Origin of the sequence: Vibrio crassostreae, assembly GCF_041439375.1 — a bacterium.
In the GTDB taxonomy this organism is placed as follows: Bacteria; Pseudomonadota; Gammaproteobacteria; order Enterobacterales; family Vibrionaceae; genus Vibrio; species Vibrio crassostreae_D.
In genome coordinates this window covers 1-14,107 of record NZ_JBGONY010000002.1, presented here as the reverse complement: position 1 = coordinate 14,107, position 14,107 = coordinate 1, and the positions used below count along the sequence as shown (strand labels likewise).

Annotated in this window: 11 protein-coding genes; 3 read left to right on the top strand and 8 right to left on the bottom strand. The window is 46.3% G+C overall.

The features are described from left to right. The first annotated feature begins 113 nt into the window (after positions 1 to 113). Both ACED45_RS01320 and ACED45_RS01315 read left to right on the top strand, forming a co-directional pair. Positions 114 to 2,090, top strand: a complete 1,977-nt coding sequence (locus tag ACED45_RS01320) for an alkyl sulfatase dimerization domain-containing protein (protein WP_371713180.1) — start codon at positions 114 to 116, stop codon at positions 2,088 to 2,090. 207 nt (positions 2,091 to 2,297) lie between these two features. Next, the gene (locus tag ACED45_RS01315; RefSeq protein ID WP_371713179.1) at positions 2,298 to 2,786 is read left to right on the top strand and encodes a hypothetical protein; all 489 of its coding nucleotides are present in this window, start codon (positions 2,298 to 2,300) and stop codon (positions 2,784 to 2,786) included. A gap of 77 nt (positions 2,787 to 2,863) precedes the next feature. On the opposite strand, the gene cyoE is transcribed toward ACED45_RS01315, so the two are convergent. The 7 genes from cyoE to ACED45_RS01280 all read right to left on the bottom strand — a co-directional run bounded on the left by cyoE (position 2,864) and on the right by ACED45_RS01280 (position 12,603). Further along, a complete protein-coding gene (cyoE, locus tag ACED45_RS01310) occupies positions 2,864 to 3,736 on the bottom strand; it encodes a heme o synthase (RefSeq protein WP_371713178.1) in 873 nt (290 codons plus the stop codon). Positions 3,737 to 3,744: 8 nt separating this feature from the next. Beyond that, positions 3,745 to 4,056 (bottom strand): cytochrome o ubiquinol oxidase subunit IV, encoded by a 312-nt coding sequence (gene cyoD, locus ACED45_RS01305; RefSeq protein ID WP_010439794.1) that lies wholly within the window; start codon positions 4,054 to 4,056, stop codon positions 3,745 to 3,747. Beyond that, complete coding sequence (cyoC, locus tag ACED45_RS01300; RefSeq protein ID WP_010439790.1) at positions 4,056 to 4,673, bottom strand: cytochrome o ubiquinol oxidase subunit III; 618 nt, start codon at positions 4,671 to 4,673, stop codon at positions 4,056 to 4,058. Before cyoC ends, cyoD begins: the two co-directional genes overlap by 1 nt. Beyond that, on the bottom strand, positions 4,663 to 6,741 hold the full coding sequence (cyoB, locus tag ACED45_RS01295; protein ID WP_048669033.1) for a cytochrome o ubiquinol oxidase subunit I: 2,079 nt from the start codon (positions 6,739 to 6,741) through the stop codon (positions 4,663 to 4,665). The genes cyoC and cyoB overlap by 11 nt, the downstream gene beginning before the upstream one ends. 5 nt (positions 6,742 to 6,746) lie before the next feature. Next, positions 6,747 to 7,643 (bottom strand): ubiquinol oxidase subunit II, encoded by an 897-nt coding sequence (gene cyoA / locus ACED45_RS01290; RefSeq protein WP_371713177.1) that lies wholly within the window; start codon positions 7,641 to 7,643, stop codon positions 6,747 to 6,749. 728 nt (positions 7,644 to 8,371) lie between these two features. After that, positions 8,372 to 11,470, bottom strand: a complete 3,099-nt coding sequence (locus ACED45_RS01285) for an efflux RND transporter permease subunit (protein ID WP_371713176.1) — start codon at positions 11,468 to 11,470, stop codon at positions 8,372 to 8,374. Between the two features lie 8 nt (positions 11,471 to 11,478). Then, positions 11,479 to 12,603, bottom strand: coding sequence for an efflux RND transporter periplasmic adaptor subunit (locus ACED45_RS01280; RefSeq protein WP_371713175.1), 1,125 nt, complete (start codon positions 12,601 to 12,603; stop codon positions 11,479 to 11,481). 200 nt (positions 12,604 to 12,803) lie between these two features. Here ACED45_RS01280 and ACED45_RS01275 point away from each other — a divergent pair, with 200 nt between their 5' ends. Beyond that, a complete protein-coding gene (locus ACED45_RS01275) occupies positions 12,804 to 13,418 on the top strand; it encodes a TetR/AcrR family transcriptional regulator (RefSeq protein ID WP_371713174.1) in 615 nt (204 codons plus the stop codon). 93 nt (positions 13,419 to 13,511) lie between these two features. Here the strand turns inward: ACED45_RS01275 and ACED45_RS01270 are convergent, their stop codons facing one another. Then, positions 13,512 to 14,030, bottom strand: coding sequence for a lipocalin family protein (locus ACED45_RS01270; RefSeq protein ID WP_371713173.1), 519 nt, complete (start codon positions 14,028 to 14,030; stop codon positions 13,512 to 13,514). Positions 14,031 to 14,107: the final 77 nt, after the last annotated feature.

The window sequence follows — 14,107 nt, the reverse complement described above, 5'->3', positions numbered from 1 at the left end:
CATCGAAAAAACGATAGATTGAAATATTATTAGCGCGTAGATAGCGACCTCCCCCACCTCTATCATTTGGCTCAAGAAATCCAATTCCTGTATCCAAATATAAGGTCACTACCATGACTAATACATTCAAAAAAATGGCGCTTCCTGTTGCTATTGCGAGCACTCTACTTGCTTCTGGTTTTGCATCTGCAACGCCAACTGTAGAAGCGACATCGAAAGTCGGCCAAGAACTTCAGACGGCAAATGCTGCGCAATACCAAAACATTGATCTTGATGCTCGCTACAAGAGCGAGGTTCTATTCGAACACAAATCAAACATGTTCTGGGGAAAAGGCGAACGTATTCAAGTTGTTTCTAAAACAGGCGATTCTCTAGCTTACATTGCTGAGTCTGACCATGTTCACCCAATCCTCACCAAGCATGGTCGTAAAATGGACCAAGCAATCATCAAAGTAGATGACAACGTATATCTTGGTTACGGTTTCGGTCTAGATACACCCGTCATGATTGAAGGTACGGACGGCATCATCATTGTTGATCCAGGCGAGTCGGTAGAAATGGCTCAATCGGTTAAAGAGCAGTTTCGTCAAATCACAGACAAGCCAGTTAAAGCCATCATCTACTCTCACAACCACATCGACCACATCTCAGGTGTGCGTGCATGGGTAACGGATGAAGAAGTGGCATCAGGTGAAGTGAAAATCATCGCAGAAGAAGGCCTAACCGCGGCAGTGGCTAACTGGTCTTCAAACCTAGGTACTCTATTTGGTCACCGTACTTCTTACACAGGCGCTAAGCACGTAGAAGAAGGCGAGCACGGCACAGTAAACGATGGCCTTGGTCCACGCTTCATGCAAGGTGCTATCTCGTTCATTGAACCAAACCTGCTTGTACCAAGCCAAAGCCACATCGAAATCGAAATTGCTGGCGTGAAAATGCACATCGAGAACGTGCCATCTGAAACTAAAGATGAGTTAGTGGTTTACTTCCCAGAGCAGAAAATCCTGCACGCAGCAGAAGTACTTCAAGGAGAGAACTTCCCTAACCTTCACACAATCCGTGGTACTAAATTCCGTGACCCATCAATGTGGTTCAAAGGCATCGACGTAATGGGTAAGTTTGATACTGAGATCATGATTAACTCTCACGGTCGTCCTGTTGAAGGCAAAGAAGCGGTATCTGACGTATTAACGGCTTACCGTGATGCGATTCAATACACGCATGACCAAACTATCCGTTACATGAACAAAGGTATGACGCCAGATGAGCTAGTTGAAGTCGTTAAACTTCCGAAGCACCTTGCAGAACACCCGTGGTTAGGTGAGCACTACGGCACTGTTGCACACGCCGTGCGTCAGATTTACGTAGGTTACAACGGTTTCTTCGAAGGTGACCCATGGCAGCTAGAGCCAATGGCTTACGAGCAACGCGCTAAAGCCTTCGTAGAGGTCATGGGCGGTCGTGACAACATCCTTACGACTGCACAAGCAGCAATTAAGGCAGAAAATTACACATTTGCAGCAGAAATTCTTTCTTACCCGATCACGGTAAACAAGCAAGATATGGAAGCTCGCGAAATGAAAGCACAAGCTTACAAAGCATGGGCTGCAGACCAAGTGAACATCAACTGGCGTAACTGGGCGCTCAACGCGGCGGCTGAACTAGAGAACAAACGTGACTTCTCTAACATGATCAGCTTCGCTTCTGTTGACGTTCTTACTGCACTACCAAGCAAGCAGATCTTCGACATGATGACTTCAACGCTTATCGCAGAAAACTCGTTAGACGTGAACATGATGCTAACGTACAACTTCTCTGATACGAACGAAGCATTCACTATCGAAATTCGCAACGGTATTGCTCAGTTACACGAAGAAGCAGTGAAAGGCGCAGACGTTCAAATCGACACCACTCGTGCAGTATTGAACCAAATCTTGATTGCAGGTCCAAACGCTCAACAAGTGATTGGTACTAACCTACAGTCTGGTGCATTCAAGTTCTCGAATGGCGACATCAAAGGCTTCGGTCAATTCATGAGCTACTTCGATAAGGCAATGACTCCAGAAGAGATCATGCTCATCGTTCGCTAATAGCGAGTTTGAACGGTCGCTCTTCGGCGATAGCTCTTCGATGATAGCGTGTTAGTAAACAATCACTAACACACTATCAACCAATACGCTGACCGCTTCACATGGACGACAAACAAATACAGGGACCCTTTGTGGTCCCTTTTTTTATCGTCAGGTTCGGCTGCTGCCGTCAGCTTCTTAACCCTGTTATAGGTCTCGATAACCATTATGTTAAAACGATTTACTTTGATTCTTTCACTCACCTCTTCACTCACGTTTGCCTGTGGCCTTCACCAAGATACCGGGTTTAGTTTAGTGACAGAGCCCGGTTCACTAGAGGTGTTTGGCAACGTCATCACAGCCAGACAAGACAATGAATTCAACAACCTCAATAAACCGGATCACTTTCGACTCTTTGCCATCAAGGCTGCGCTTGCGAAGCCCCCCCCAAGCAAAATAGAGTTCAACTTATTCGAAGCAATTAAAGGTCATTACAGCCAAGTGAAACTTGAGAAGGGCGTCGATGTGTCAGGCAGAGACACTTTGCCTACTGAAGAAGATCTACTGTTAATTACTGAATTAGATGTGTTCGATGCGCTAGCAACTGGCACCATCTCCTGGGATCACGCGACACTAAACGGCTTAGTGATCATCAACGGCCCACAAGATAAACGAGAACAGCTTGAAGATTGGCTTGGTGATATTTTTGAAGGGTAATAGCTTAAAGCGGAACAGATAAAAGGTCGTCAAACCCTCGGACTTCAGTACATTGAGGGTTCAACGACAAACTTAAATCAAAAAAGCGTAGGCAGCGGAATCAACTCCAACCCCAGCACACCACTAATGCTCATTACCACCAGCAGAGAGACCTTGAAGACGGTCTTTGACCACTGAATGTAGTTGAGGCAGTCGACCTTACGGAACGTCACTTTGGTCCACATAAAGCAAACGGCTGCCGACACTGCTAGGTATTCATAACCCGCCTCTCCGAGTAAAAATAACCCCAGAGCAACCGCGCCAAAAGCGACCACATACGCTTTCATATGTTTGTGGGCCTTATCCACACCCTCTTTAACCGGTAAAACGGGAATGCCTGCATCTCGGTAGTCTTGAATGCGGAACATCGCAATCGCATACGAGTGTGGCATTTGCCATAAGCAGAACATAATGAACAGCAGAACGGCTTCTAAGCTCAGGTAGTTCGTCACGCCAAGGTAGCCAACCAATGGTGGAACCGCGCCAGAAATACTGCCCACTAAGGTGCCGTAAACTGAATTACGCTTGTACCACATGGTGTAGAAAAAAACGTAGAACACATAACCAAGCAACACCACCACTGCAGACATCGGATTAACGAATTGAAACAGCAACGCCGTGCCTGCCAACAACATGACTAACGCATAGATAAATGCGACGTCTGTGTTGATGTTGCCCTGAACCAATTCACGGTTCTGGGTTCGTTTCATTGTCTGGTCGATATCTCGGTCAAAGATGTTGTTGACCACACAACCTGATGCAATCACAAGTCCCACACCCGCTAATGTTGTCAGTAACAACATCGCACTGGCTGGTTCTGTTTTTGCGGCGAGGAAGAACCCCGCCGCAACAGAAATCAGGTTGCCGAAAATGATGCCCGGTTTGGTAATAGACAGATATCTTTTCAGCATACCCTAGCCTACAACTTCATGTTGACGTTCATGTTGTAGATGATCCATACCGAGCCAGCGATAAGAATCAATACAACGATGGCGGTAAACATCAGTGACACCAAGTTCCAACGCCCATCGGAAGATTTCGCTTCCATATGCAAGAAGTACTTAAAGTGCACAAAGATTTGCACCAGCGCACAACCGAACAAGATCACGTAAGTTTCCGTGCTTGGTAGCGCATGTGACCACACGATGTAGAACGGAATAATGGTCAGAATTAGTGACGCAATAAAGCCTTTCACATAATCCGTTGCACCGCTGTCTAGATGCTGTTCCATTACATCACCCCCATTAAGTACACAATGGTAAATACACAAATCCAAACGATATCAAGGAAATGCCAGAACAAGCTTAAACACTGGAAACGCATCGACATGTTGTCGTTCAAGCCTTTGGTTGAAAGCTGGTGATACGCCACTGCCATCCAAATCAGACCAAACGTTACGTGTAACCCGTGTGTGCCAACCAAGGTAAAGAACGCAGAAAGGAACGCACTCTCTTGAGGACCATAACCTTCTGCAATCAAGTGATGGAACTCATACACTTCCATACAGATAAAAGCTAAGCCCAATACGAAAGTAACTTTGATCCATCGCTTCAGTCCCGTAACGTCTTTGCGCTTCATTGCAATCATGCCAAAGCCAAAGGTGATACTACTGAACAGCAGCATCATGGTTTCGACAAACACGAAGGGCAGTTCAAAGATGTCTTTGCCTGTAGGCCCTGCGATTGAACCACTCTCAAGCACGGCATAAGTCGCGAAAAGTGTGGCAAACAGGACACAGTCACTCATCAAGTAAACCCAGAAGCCAAACAACTTGTTACCCGCAGCTTCGTGGTGATGATCATGCGAGTGTGCAAGATCATAAGTGTGTGACGGAGTATTAGCTTGCATACGTCGTCTCCAAATCATCTTTATTGTTGTTATCACTGTCACCGTCAGCGCTGTTACCACGACCAGAGTTGTCGCCCTTCACTGACTGTCTCTTAGCTTCTTCAAGCTGTGCACGTCGAGCCGCTTCAATCGCTTTGATCTCTTCAACTTCCACGTAGTAGTCCACATCGTCGTTGTAGCTGTGTTGAATACACGTCACCACGATGCCCACTAAGCTTGCCGCCGCTAGCCACCAGATGTACCAAATCATTGCGAAACCAAATGCCAACGCCCATGCAGACACATAAATGCCTGTCGGTGTATTCTTAGGCATGTGAATACGTTCGTATTCTTCTTCCTGAGTTGGATCAAACTCACCACTTTGCTTTTGATACCAGAACGAATCGATCTCATCGCCCTTAGGCAATTTTGCAAAGTTGTAGAACGGCGGTGGTGAAGACGTTGCCCATTCGAATGTGCGTCCGCCCCACGGGTCACCGGTTAGATCTCGGTTTTGGTCGCGGTCACGAACACTCACGTAAATCTGAACGAACTGACAAACAACACCCATCGCAATCACGCCCGTACCTGCAGCCGCAACCGCCAGTAGAGGGAAGAATTCAGGATTGATGTCTTGGCTCAAACGACGCGTCATGCCCATAAAGCCCAGAGCATAAAGCGGCAAGAACGCCATCAAGAAACCGATTATCCAGCAGTAGAATGCGCGTTTTCCCCAAAGTTCGTTCAGAGTGAAACCCGTCGCTTTCGGGAACCAGTAACCAATAGCAGCGAAACAACCGAACACTACGCCACCGATAATTACGTTGTGGAAGTGAGCAATCAGGAATACCGAGTTATGCAGAATAAAGTCTGCGCCCGGAACTGCCATCAATACGCCTGTCATACCACCCACCGTAAAGGTGATAAGGAAACCGACCGTCCATAACATAGGTGTAGTAAAGCGGATACGACCTTTGTACATGGTGAACAACCAGTTGAAGATCTTAACCCCGGTCGGGATAGAGATAATCATAGTTGCAATGCCGAAGAAGGCATTTACATTGGCGCCTGAACCCATGGTGAAGAAGTGATGCAGCCAAACCACAAACGCTAAAATAGTGATAGCCACCGTCGCCCATACCAGTGAGGTATAACCAAACAGTTTTTTACGTGAGAAAGTCGCAGTAACTTCAGAGAACACACCGAAAATAGGCAAGATTAGGATGTACACCTCAGGGTGTCCCCATGCCCAAATCAGGTTCACATACATCATCACGTTGCCACCAAGGTCATTGGTGAAGAAGTGCGTGCCGATGTATCTATCCAAAGTCAGTAACGCAATGGTCACAGTTAGGATCGGGAAAGAGATGATGATCAGGATGTTGGCACACAGAGATGCCCATGTGAACACTGGCATCTTCATCATTGGCATAGACGGAGTACGCATGCGCAAAATGGTCGCAAAGAAGTTCACACCAGTTAGTGTGGTACCCACACCGGATATTTGCAGTGCCCATATCCAATAATCGACACCTACTCCCGGGCTTGCCTCAATGCCGGAAAGCGGTGGATACGCTAACCAACCCGTACGGCCAAACTCACCTAAACCCAGTGACATGTTGGTTAGAATGATACCCACCACAAACAGCCAGAAGCTTAAGTTATTCAAGTAAGGGAATGCAACATCACGAGCACCAATTTGCAGCGGCACGATAATGTTCATCAAACCGATAACCAATGGCATCGCTACGAAGAAAATCATGATCACGCCGTGAGCAGTGAAGATCTGATCGTAGTGATGTGGCGGTAAATAGCCCGTCTCACCGGCTGCAGAAAGCAATTGCTGACTACGCATCATTACCGCATCAGCAAAGCCACGAACTAACATCACCATCGCAACCGCAATGTACATGAAGCCCAGTTTTTTGTGGTCTACAGACGTAAACCATTCATTCCAAAGGTATTGCCACTTACCTGCTTTAGTTACCGCGAACACCACTAAAGCACCCACCAAAGCAATCATGGTTAAAGTGACTACAATAATGGGTTCGTGGTAGGGAATTGAGTCTAGAGTTAATCTTCCAAACATGACGATTATCCTTGGGTTTCCGGCAAACAGTTCATTGAACCAGGGTGCTGGGTCACGACATCAGTGAATAAAAATGGTGGGATACTGGAGAAAAAAGTCACAGGTTCAGCAACACTTGGCGCAGCCAATGAACGGAAATGCTCCCAATCTTCAATACGGTCTGGGCTAGCCTTCACTTTTTCCACCCAGTTTAGAAACGCCACTTGGTCAGGCATTGCTGATGCGGTGAATTTCATTTGAGAGAACCCTTTACCACTGTAGTTCGATGCAAAACCTTTGAAGTCGCCTTCATGGTTAGCAATCAAGTTCAGCTTGGTCACCATTCCCGGCATCGCATAAATCTGCGAACCAAGACGCGGGATAAAGAACGCGTTCATGATGTTGTCTGAAGTCAGCTTAAACGTCACCGGTACATCTTTCGGGAACGCAACATAGTTAACCGTCGCAATGTTTTGCTCCGGATAGATGAACAGCCATTTCCAGTCCAGAGAGACCACTTCGATCACCATAGGCTTAACGTCACTCTCCAGAGGCTTGGAAGGCTCCAGTTCGTGTGTTGTTCGCCAAGTGATGGTAGCCAGAATCGCAATAATGATGATTGGAATCGTCCATACCACTATTTCAATCTTGGTTGAGTGCGCCCAGTCAGGTGCATACTCTTCTGTGGTGTTGCTTTCACGGTATCTATAAGCAAAGTAGATGGTCATCAGAATCACGGGGATGACGACAATCAGCATCAGCAACAGAGCAGTAATAATCAGCTCCTTTTCCTGAACGCCAACGCTACCTTTTGGGTCGAGCAATGCTGAGTTACATCCTTCGAGCATCAGGACGGTTCCCACCAAACCAATCCTCGACAGATTTGCTCTCGATAAAATGCGTTTATATCTTGAAGCTTCCATTAACTTTCTCGATGGTTATCCAGCCTCAGAACGAACGCCCGAGTACTGGTTGTCATGGTCATTAGAATATTTATGTGTTGAGCATGTGAAACGACGCATCTCAAAGCGAAACTGAATTAAACCCTTCTCAGTACAGTTAAAACTGCCGAATTAAAACGACAGCACAGCGTAGCCGAAACATTGCCGCACGGTTAAAACCACACAAAAAATATGACTTAATTGTTACACTTTGAAATACATTGTTACATTTGGCGCATTATGAGGAGTTGAAATTGAAAGCTCACCAAACAAACTTGGAAAATAACCTTCCAGTTATGAAAGTAAGATGTGGGAAATTGATGCAATTCAGACGCACATCATATACGTGCCACACGAGTTGAGCCATGTGCGGAAAAGGATTAAAGCGAAACGGGAGAGAGAAAAGTAAACACGCAGTAGAAGCAACAATGATTGATTACATTAGAAAGAGCGAATTAAGTAAAGTGTGATACATGTCAAATTTATGAATTCACATACGATTTTAAAGGTATTTAGAAAAGACATCACTTCAGACAGCAACCCATTAGATATTCGAATAACACACTACTTTTCATTGATAATAATGCCAGTGAGGTACCGAAAAACAATGGAAAAGATCGATCTAAAAAGCCGATTTGATGAGTATTTTGATGTATTTCAGTGAGTATTGCTCCCCTCAAAGGAGAGGAGTAATACTCATTAAAAAGGGGTTATGCTGTTGCTGTGACGACTTTCTTACGCTGATTTTTAGTCATTAAGTGATAAACCACAGGCACAAAGTAGAAAGAAATAAGCGTGGTTAATACCGTTCCGCCAACAATCGCGACCGCGAACGGAGGCCAGAAACCGCCACCAGCAATAATCAACGGCATAAAGCCGCCAACGGTTGTAATCGTGGTCGAGCTGATATGACGAGTACACGACATCACTGCCTCAACGACCGCATCCACATTGCCTGATGAGGCTTGCTTATCGAGTTTCAATTCCGTCAGAATCACGATGGCAGCGTTAATCGCTAAGCCCGCAATCCCAAGCATGGCGATGATCACCGTAAAACCAAACGGATAACCGAAGATCCATACCGACAACAGCCCTAGCCCACCAGCCAGTCCTGCTACCATGAAGATGATGCTACTCATTCGGAACGAGTTAAACGACATCACCACCACCAAAACCATCAATACCACCACGACAGCGACATTCGAGATAAGGCTGTTGACTGAATTGTCACGCTCAGCCGATTCACCACCAAAACCAATCGTATAACCCGATGGCATCTCATAGCTTTCCAATCGTTTTTGGAACTCATTAAGCACGGTTTGAGGCAAGACACCCGCTTCAATGTAACCCTCAATGGTATTGACACGCTGCCCGTTACGACGAGTAATCGCACCACGACTGGTAGTCAGTTCAAGTTCAGCCAAAGTCGACACATTGATGCCCGTTGAGTAGACATCAGAACTGATTGGCAAACGAATATTGCTTAAGTGCGCCAAGTTTTCACGCGCATCATCCGCAACACGAACACGGATTGGCACCGATTCACTGCCCTCAATCACAGAGCCACTTTCACGGCCTGTAAGCGTAGTTTGCAGCATGCCAGCAAACTGATTGAGTGAGATGCCGTTAAGTTTCGCGGTGTCTTCATCGACCTTCAACCACACCTTAGGCGTACCTGGCTGCAATGTTTCTCGCGTATGAGTCACATGAGGCACACCTGCCAGAATCAAGCGTACATCTTCACCAATCGCTTTTAACGTATCGAGGTTTTCACCATAAACACGCAGCTCAACTGGCGCAGTAAATGGAGGCCCTTGATTAAGCTTTCGCACCAAGATTTGTGCTTCCGGCACCTCGTTATCTAACACCTTTTGCAACTCAGGAATCAGCGCATTGGCTTGGTCAAAGTTCTCTGTTTTCACCATGGCTTGCGAGAAGTAAGGCGCATTATTTTGCCTTGCCTGCAAGTTGTAATAGAAAGATGGGAAGTTTGCGCCCACCAGCCAATCGATACGTTCTACTTCAGGATAACGATGAATGATATCGTCGATTTTTTCAGAGGTATTCTTGGTCGCATAAATGCTCGCTTGCGGCGGCATGTACACCTGAATCTCAAACATGTCTCGATCTGATGGTGGGAAGAATTGCTCAGTCAGCTGAGACATACTCCAATAACCAGTAAACGGTACCAACAACACCAGAGCAATCGTGATGATTGGATGCGTCACACCAAAACGGACAGAAGACGAGAACCAACGCGTCAAAGCCGGAATTCTCAAACCGGTCATGTACCAATGGTGCTGACCTTTCTTATCAACATCACTGAGCTGTTTCGGCAGTAACTTAGTCGCCAAGCCCGCAATTAGGGTATGTGAAATAATGTAAGAACCGATCAGTGAGAAAGACACAGTAATCGCAATACCACCGACAAACTCACCCGATGCACCCGGCATCAAAATAATCGGGGCAAACGCCAACACGGTAGTTAAGGTTGAGCCTAATAACGGCACCCACAAGTGCTTCAACGCATTCATGGTCGCTTCCGCTCTGTGTTGCCCTTTCAAGCGATATGCCTGAATAGTATCGACCATCACCACCGCGTTATCGACCATGATCCCCAGTGCTACAATTAGGCCTGTCACCGACATTTGGTTAATCGGTACACCGGTCATTTTCATGATCGACAGGGTCAACAATGAGGTTAACGGCAGAGAAATTGCCACTAAGATCGCGGCACGCACACCTAAAGTGACAAATAGAACAATCAAAATCAGACCGAAACCGATCATCAAGCTCTTGCCTAAATCGTCTAAGCGAGTCTCGGTATAACCTTGCTGATTAAATAGTACAGTCACCTTAACGTTACTTGGTAACTCTTGCTCAAACTTGCTAATCAGCGCGTTGGCTCGAGACGTCCAGTTATCAACACGCAGATCAGGGTGCATTCTTGCCGCGACAATGACTCCCGGCTCACCATCAATAATGGCAATTTGGTCTTGTGGTTTTTTTTCACCACGTTTCACAGAAGCAATATCTTCCATACGGATGATGTGGCCATTGCTGTCGGTGGCAATTGGGACTTGCTTGATGCGTTCAATGGAATCAAGTTCTGATTCAATCTCTAAACCAAAACGTGAATACGCACTGACCAGTTCACCCGCCGAGTTCTTAGCATCTGCCCCTTCTAACGATTCGGCGATATTGGCACTTGAACGCCCTAATGCAGCGGCAGCGGCCGTACGTAAACTGATTTGAATCTCTTCTTGCGGCATACCGTATTCATCAACGAATTCGGTACCCGACAACGTTCGTAACCGCTTGGCGAGCTCTTTGGCATAACGCCCGAGAGTTAAACGGTCAGGCTCACCTGCGCCAGACCAAGTCAGAGATGCGATGGTCGTGAAAGCATAGGTATGGTCACTGTCGAGATCGGGAGAATGCGCACCCGCAGGTAAAGTGGATTCGATATCAGATAGCTTGTCACGCGCTTGCGACCAGACGGGTTCGGGCTCAGTGATGGTGTCATTAAGCTCTAGCGTGACAATCGACACGCTCGGCCTAGAGGTTGAGCTCACGAGTTTAACTTCACTCAGCTCACGCAACTTATTCTCGATTACCTCAGTCACCAAGGTTTCAACACGCTCGGCACTGGCTCCGGGGAAACTGGTTGTGATATTCGCGTAACGGTTGATGATTACTGGATCTTCTGCACGAGGCAGTGTCATGAACGCAGAAATACCACTCACCATCAGTAGCGCCGTCATCAAGATGAGCAGTCGAGTATTGGAAATAGTCTCTATGATTTTCATACTATTCCCTATTCAGCAGCAGTGCTTACTGGCTTCACGGTTTGGCCCGGAACCAAGCGATGTAAACCACTCGCAATAACCTGCTCACCATCTTCAATCGCACCACTCACGTACGCTTGTTGATTGTTAGCAAACAACACTTGAACACTTCTACGTTCAACCTTGTTGCCATCGCCAATCACAAAGATATTCCACACACCGCGCAAGCCATCAATCAAACCCGTTAATGGCACCCAGTAACCTTGCTCATCAATCTGTTCATCAAATTTAAGGTACGCAAGTTGACCTTCTAAAACAGACGCTTGTTCGGGGAAAAGATAACGTAAGCCGACACTGCGGGATTGCGTGTCGACCATGGCTCCCGGATTCAACAGCTCCACGGCATAATCTGTACGTCCAACTCGAATGTTAGGGGAAGAAAGTGAGGTGACTTTTTGCATTTGGTGAGCAGGAATACCGATGAAGGCTTCTTTGCCTTCCGATGCCAGCAATGTAAGAGTTGGATTGCCGACATTGACCACATCGCCGAGCGATACAAAACGCGTTGCGATGGTGCCCGAATACGGCGCAAGAATCGTCGATTTAACCAATTTTAGGTCGTTACCTTTTACCGAGGCGTCAATGCGCAGTAAGTTAGCCTGTAACACACGTTGCTCACTGGTTAGTGAATCAATCTCCGCTTCGGCACTGAAGCCTTTCGCTTTCAATGAACGTTGACGTTTTAGGTTCGCCGCAACAAGGCTCAGTTGAGCTTTCACTTCTTCTGCTTGCGCTTTTAGCTGGCTCGATTCAGTCTGTAACAGTTGAGTGTCTAATCGAATAAGGGGTTGACCTTCGGTTACTGTGTCACCGACATCAACCAGAATCTCATTCACTTTACCTGCCAGCTCGAAACCTAAATTAGCTTGCTGACCTGCCTTAACCACACCAACATATTCACGCAGCACTGCATACGATGGAGAGCTTTCCAAAGCGACAGTTTCTACCGTTAAGACTGTCGACGCTGCACTATTCGATTCCGCTGCAGCATTATCTGCATCGGATGCTGTCTCGGCTTGTGTATTTTCACCACATCCAACAAGAAAAGCCGATAGAGACAACGCCACCGCACTTCCTTTCATCAATTTATACATACTTCCTGTTCCTATGCGGTACTCAATCCTATTCTTTTTTCAGACTAACCAAACCAAACTAGACTGTCTAGTTTGATTATGTTAAAAATAAGTTTCATCGTTAATGATTGATAAAACCATCACAAAAAGCATAATGCTTAACGCAGAACGAAATGCATTGAACTGAGCAACACCAAGTACCAAGCAATGAGAAACAGCACGTGACTAAAATCATCAAGAGTGAACAGAAGAGATCGCAGATCTTAACCGCAGCAAGCCAGCTTTTCTCTGAGCATGGCTTCAAGATCAATATGGATCAGATAGCGAAAGCGGCGAACGTTTCCAAGCAAACGGTCTACTCTCACTTTAAAAATAAAGACGAACTTTTCGAAACCTGCATGCAAACCAAGTGTGCAGAGCGCGAACTTAGCCCTGCTGCCTTTGATATGAATGCGGCGGTGGGTGATGAGTTGGTGAAATTTGGTGTGAAGTTTCAGGATTTGTTACTTGATGAACAGTCTCGACAAACCTTTCAGAACGCGGTGAGTCAATCCAACACGCACCCAGAAATTGCCTCTATTTATTTAGAAACAGGGCCACAGAAGACCACTAAGTTACTCGCTGATTACTTGCAGACAAAGATAGAGTCTGGCGACTTAACGCTCTCTTCTACAAGCTCGCCAATCATAGCGGCACGTCAACTGTTGCTGATGTTTCATGGTAAGTCGGCGTATTGGTCGTTCTTCGGCCACAATAGCGGCGAGTCAGAAGAAGAAAGGCTTCACTACACTCGCGAATGTGTCGCGCTATTCTTGAACGGCAACCAGCCTCGCTAGGTTGAGCTCTATCGTTAAATAAAAATGAAAAAGGCACAGAGATATTCATCTTCTGTGCCTTATCAACGACTCACACAAATAACAGCGATTCGTTTATTGGGTATGTTCCACAACGATCAGCTCGTCGGTATTGAAGCCACGCTCTTTAGACATTGCTTTGAACTTCTCCATCACTTCTGGCGCAACCTCTGGTGTTCTTGAAAGTAACCACAAGTAATCAGTATCTGGGCCCGAAACAAACGCGTATTGGTAATTCTCTTTGTCCAACTCAAACACCACATAAGCTCCGTAGAAGGGGCCAAAGAACGACACTTTTAGATAACCCTGATCGCTGCCTTCGACAAAGTACGCCTTACCTTCCGCCTCGTTCCATTCGCCATCTTCAGCCGAATAGCCGCGGTTAATTACCTTAACGCCACCATCATCACGCAGACTGTATTCGGCACTGATGTTGTCTAAGCCACGCTCAAACGAGTGGTCTAAACGAGCCACTTCGTACCATTTTCCTAAGTATCGATCCAATTCAAACTGTTGAACGGGCTTTACTGTTTCAGGCATGCCCACGCAACCACCCAATAGAATCACACTAAGCAGCAATAATATTTTTTTCATCCTAACCTCGGCTTGTTTTTATTAGGGCGTGTTGATCTTTCGTGAGTGTTTTTTGAACAGCATGGTAAAGAGTTATA

What these genes read in the sequence shown, in the direction of transcription:
- ACED45_RS01320 (WP_371713180.1), top strand. Translation starts at nt 114, where the DNA reads ATGACTAATACATTCAAAAAAATGGCGCTTCCTGTTGCTATTGCGAGC.
- ACED45_RS01315 (WP_371713179.1), top strand. Translation starts at nt 2,298, where the DNA reads ATGTTAAAACGATTTACTTTGATTCTTTCACTCACCTCTTCACTCACG.
- cyoE (WP_371713178.1), bottom strand. Translation starts at nt 3,736, where the DNA reads ATGCTGAAAAGATATCTGTCTATTACCAAACCGGGCATCATTTTCGGC.
- cyoD (WP_010439794.1), bottom strand. Translation starts at nt 4,056, where the DNA reads ATGGAACAGCATCTAGACAGCGGTGCAACGGATTATGTGAAAGGCTTT.
- cyoC (WP_010439790.1), bottom strand. Translation starts at nt 4,673, where the DNA reads ATGCAAGCTAATACTCCGTCACACACTTATGATCTTGCACACTCGCAT.
- cyoB (WP_048669033.1), bottom strand. Translation starts at nt 6,741, where the DNA reads ATGTTTGGAAGATTAACTCTAGACTCAATTCCCTACCACGAACCCATT.
- cyoA (WP_371713177.1), bottom strand. Translation starts at nt 7,643, where the DNA reads ATGGAAGCTTCAAGATATAAACGCATTTTATCGAGAGCAAATCTGTCG.
- ACED45_RS01285 (WP_371713176.1), bottom strand. Translation starts at nt 11,470, where the DNA reads ATGAAAATCATAGAGACTATTTCCAATACTCGACTGCTCATCTTGATG.
- ACED45_RS01280 (WP_371713175.1), bottom strand. Translation starts at nt 12,603, where the DNA reads ATGTATAAATTGATGAAAGGAAGTGCGGTGGCGTTGTCTCTATCGGCT.
- ACED45_RS01270 (WP_371713173.1), bottom strand. Translation starts at nt 14,030, where the DNA reads ATGAAAAAAATATTATTGCTGCTTAGTGTGATTCTATTGGGTGGTTGC.